This window comes from Bacillota bacterium, from assembly GCA_013177945.1.
Classification (GTDB): Bacteria; Bacillota; DSM-12270; order Thermacetogeniales; family Thermacetogeniaceae; genus Ch130.
The window spans coordinates 1-2,486 of the sequence record JABLXW010000051.1 but is presented as its reverse complement, the minus strand read 5'-3'; the positions used below and the strand labels follow the sequence as shown (position 1 = coordinate 2,486).

Genomic DNA, 2,486 nt, shown 5'->3' with positions numbered 1-2,486 from the left:
GGCACTCGGCCCAGGTGGTGGTAGCTCGCCTTTCTCGGGCTCCCATCCTGCTCTGACGGGGCCTGACATTGATGACGATATGCCTTATGCGGTTGAGGATGCGGCCTTCGCTGAAGATGAAGCAGAAAAGGAGCAGCCGAGCGCTCAGGAACAGCCGCAACAGGAGGAACAAACTGCCCAGGGACAGATGGGATTATTCCCGGAAGCTCCTGCTCCCACATGCCGACCGCGGCCTCAGTAACATTCAAGCGCCGACCTAGTTCTTTTTGGGTAAGCCCTTTTGATTTACGTAGTTCTCGCAGTCTCTTTGCAAAAAGCTGTCTCTTATCCATAATATCACCACTTTCATTATACCACACGGTGTTGGGTTATAAAATTTACCCAACAAAAAGTTGGCTAACCTATTGACAACCCAACCTTACGTTGGGTATAATGGAGCCAGAAACCCAACAGAGCGTTTGGTAAGGAGGTGGACAAAACATGAGACGGTATCGCTTAATTGAAGCCAGGAAAGAGCACGGTTGGACACAGGCCCAGGTTGCCGAGAGACTGGGCGTTACGCCAAGTTTCTACGGCATGATTGAGCAAGGGAGCAGAAATCCCAGGTTGCCATTGGCATTAGCCATGGAAAACCTGTTCGGCATCCCCGCATCGGAACTTTTCCCCGACTTATTTTATGCCAACAAACCAAACGTACTGTTGGGTAACGAAGAAACCACGACCGCCGAGGCGGTCAACCAGTAAGGGAGGGGGGTGATCTCATTGAAACTGAGAGTTCCAATTGAGGAGGCCCGCGAAGGCGACCGCATCAACGGCAAAAAGGTCGTTGAAGTGTTGCACAGGCTCCACGCCCGATACGTCCGGCTGATCCTGGAGGGCGGGCGGGACATCGTAGACGGCTACATGGGCCGGGACACGGTCGAAATCGAAAGGCCTTAAATTTAAGAAACCGAGGAGGTGAAACCCATGATCGCCCAAGACGCCAGAGCAACAGCCCGGGCCGCGGCCCTGGAGCATATCCGCCGGGCCAACCTGCGGGAACCGGTAGCCACCATTACAGCCGGCAAGGGTAGAAGCGCCTGGCCGGTCCGGATCGCCCGCAGGGCCGGAGAGTGTTTCGAGGTATGCGGACGGGGTACCCGCCTGGACGTTTACCTGGCCAAAACGAACGACGGCTACCTGATTTCGGTCCCCAATTTTCACCGGTGCGGGTTGGTGCCCGCCGACTGCAACGCCTACGACATCATGGAGTACGTCCAGATCGAAAATGAGGTCGACGCCACCACCCTGGCCGCCGCGGTCAGGTACTTGATCGGGGGCGGGAACGATGTTCAATAAGCGCAACCCATCGAAAGAGGAACTTGCGGCACAGCAGACCATTTTGCTCGAACACCTCGCGGCTATGGGTTTAAAACCGGAGGATGTGCCCCAGGCCATGCAAGAGCTACACCGCCTTATACTGGCTGACCTTAAGAGGATACACGGCCACTATAAAAACCTGATCCCGGCTGCGTCTTAAGAGTAACTCGGCCAGGGGCGGATGACCAGGAATTAATTTACGGGAGGGAGGGATAACCGGTGTACCGTGATGCTCGGAAGAAGGCGGGATTAAGCATCGAGGAGGCGTCTTTTCAGTTGCACATTTCTACCAGAACCCTGCTCAATTATGAACATGGGATCAGCACGCCTCCACCCGAGACGGTTCTGGCGATGAGCCGGCTCTACCGCGAGCCCTGGATGACCCAGCTATATTGCCGGCGCGACTGCGCCATCGGGCAGGCCTATTCTTACGAGGTCCTGGACCGGGTTAACCTGGACCCGGCAAGCATCCTGCTCAAGCTGGTAGGAGAGCTGAAAGAGGCGGAAGCCGTGCTCGGAAGGCTCCTGGAGTTGGCGGTAAATAAAAATTCCCGGGAGGATTTCACCCGGGAAGAATGGGCGGAGTTTGTAACAAACCTCCAGGAGTTCCTGGACGTGGAGCACAACATCGAGGTTCTGAAGATCTCGCTGGGGAGGTGGTGTGACGTATCGGAGTTAATTGCCGCCCACAACAGGAAATGCTGCGAGAGAGGCTATGCCTCAAAAGAAAAAGCGGCTCTCATAGAAGCCGCCAACTAAACTACCCAACCCCATTCTATCACAGGAGAATGGGACAGTCAATGGAGGGAGTAACATGGTCAACGAAATCAAGGAAACCGATCAAGGCGTAGGGACCTGCGCCAGGTGCAAGAGAAAGCTGACCAACCCGCATTCGGTTGCTAGGAGCCTGGGGCCAGTGTGCTACGGTAAGTCAGGCGGCGGCATCTTTGATGCCGACCTCCAGGCGGACGAAAAAGAGTGGGCCCGGCGAGAGGAACTACTAAAGGCCGGCGGAGAGATTGACCTGGGGGTGAACTGGGATTACCCGGACCCTGGAAACATGATCAGGAGCTACCACATGCGCGTCAGCGTGAGATATAAGGACGGGGCCTTTGAGGCCTACGGAT

7 protein-coding genes are annotated in these 2,486 nt (G+C 55.7%); 6 read left to right on the top strand and 1 reads right to left on the bottom strand.

The features are described 5' to 3' along the window. A partial coding sequence (locus tag HPY58_14150) for a helix-turn-helix transcriptional regulator (protein NPV30755.1) occupies positions 1-332 on the bottom strand: 332 nt, incomplete at its 3' end. 148 nt (positions 333-480) lie between these two features. Here HPY58_14150 and HPY58_14145 point away from each other — a divergent pair. The 6 genes from HPY58_14145 to HPY58_14120 all read left to right on the top strand — a co-directional run. Next, positions 481-744: a helix-turn-helix transcriptional regulator gene (locus HPY58_14145; protein ID NPV30754.1), complete on the top strand. Its 264-nt coding sequence runs from the start codon at positions 481-483 to the stop codon at positions 742-744. Positions 745-762: 18 nt separating this feature from the next. Beyond that, positions 763-939: a hypothetical protein gene (locus HPY58_14140; protein ID NPV30753.1), complete on the top strand. Its 177-nt coding sequence runs from the start codon at positions 763-765 to the stop codon at positions 937-939. Between the two features lie 27 nt (positions 940-966). Beyond that, the gene (locus tag HPY58_14135) at positions 967-1,338 is read left to right on the top strand and encodes a hypothetical protein (GenBank protein NPV30752.1); all 372 of its coding nucleotides are present in this window, start codon (positions 967-969) and stop codon (positions 1,336-1,338) included. Beyond that, complete coding sequence (locus HPY58_14130; GenBank protein ID NPV30751.1) at positions 1,328-1,519, top strand: hypothetical protein; 192 nt, start codon at positions 1,328-1,330, stop codon at positions 1,517-1,519. Before HPY58_14135 ends, HPY58_14130 begins: the two co-directional genes overlap by 11 nt. 59 nt (positions 1,520-1,578) lie before the next feature. Then, the gene (locus tag HPY58_14125) at positions 1,579-2,118 is read left to right on the top strand and encodes a helix-turn-helix transcriptional regulator (GenBank protein ID NPV30750.1); all 540 of its coding nucleotides are present in this window, start codon (positions 1,579-1,581) and stop codon (positions 2,116-2,118) included. A 55-nt stretch (positions 2,119-2,173) separates the two neighbouring features. Next, positions 2,174-2,486: hypothetical protein (locus HPY58_14120; GenBank protein ID NPV30749.1), on the top strand; the 313-nt coding region annotated here is incomplete at its 3' end.

Coding starts and splice junctions, on each gene's coding strand:
- HPY58_14145 (NPV30754.1), top strand. CDS start 481: ATGAGACGGTATCGCTTAATTGAAGCCAGGAAAGAGCACGGTTGGACA.
- HPY58_14135 (NPV30752.1), top strand. CDS start 967: ATGATCGCCCAAGACGCCAGAGCAACAGCCCGGGCCGCGGCCCTGGAG.
- HPY58_14130 (NPV30751.1), top strand. CDS start 1,328: ATGTTCAATAAGCGCAACCCATCGAAAGAGGAACTTGCGGCACAGCAG.